Source organism: Rhizobacter sp. P2_H2, assembly GCF_056403375.1.
Genome location: NZ_JBFUFP010001782.1, coordinates 1 through 600, shown reverse-complemented (window position 1 = coordinate 600; position 600 = coordinate 1). Strand labels below are relative to the sequence as shown.

Below are 600 nucleotides of genomic sequence, written 5' to 3'. Positions count from 1 at the left end.
GATAACGACCGGTTGCGGAATGGGTGCGTCCTCGGGGGCAGCATCGAGCGGCAACTCGGAATCGGGGCCGGCTGCATCGAGCTCGGCATCCGGTTCGCCGTCGAACTCTGCATCGTGAGCGTCCGGCGCGCCGGACGATGCCGACGACGACGAAGCCCGCGAATGGACCAGCTCGGTGAGCCRGTTGCGGGCCCCGCTGATCGTGAAGCCCTGCTCGTACAGCAGCTCGCGGATGCGCCGGATCAGCAGCACCTCGTGATGCTGGTAGTAACGCCGGTTRCCGCGGCGCTTCATCGGCTTGAGCTGCGTGAACTCTTGCTCCCAATAGCGCAGCACGTACGGCTTCACGCCGCACAAATCGCTGACCTCACCAATGGTGAAGTAGCGTTTGGCAGGGATGGCGGGAAGCGCTTTCTCCATTGAAATCAAGGAGTTCGAGAGAGAAAGCTAAGACTTTACTCGAAGTCGTCACCCGCCGGTATGTCGCCCTGCACAACTCCCTTCAGTTTGTGACTGGCGTGAAAAGTTACAACATTCCGCGCCTTGATCGGTATCGATTCCCCGGTCCGGGGGTTGCGCCCCGGCCGCGGCGCCTTGCGC

The 600-nt window shown here is 62.4% G+C and carries 2 protein-coding genes; both read right to left on the bottom strand.

What is annotated here, in order from left to right:
• Positions 1-420 (bottom strand): MerR family transcriptional regulator (locus AC1D15_RS36180; RefSeq protein WP_477829884.1); only part of this gene is annotated, 420 nt, incomplete at its 3' end.
• A gap of 35 nt (positions 421-455) precedes the next feature.
• Positions 456-600: HU family DNA-binding protein (locus AC1D15_RS36175; RefSeq protein WP_477829885.1), on the bottom strand; the 145-nt coding region annotated here is incomplete at its 5' end.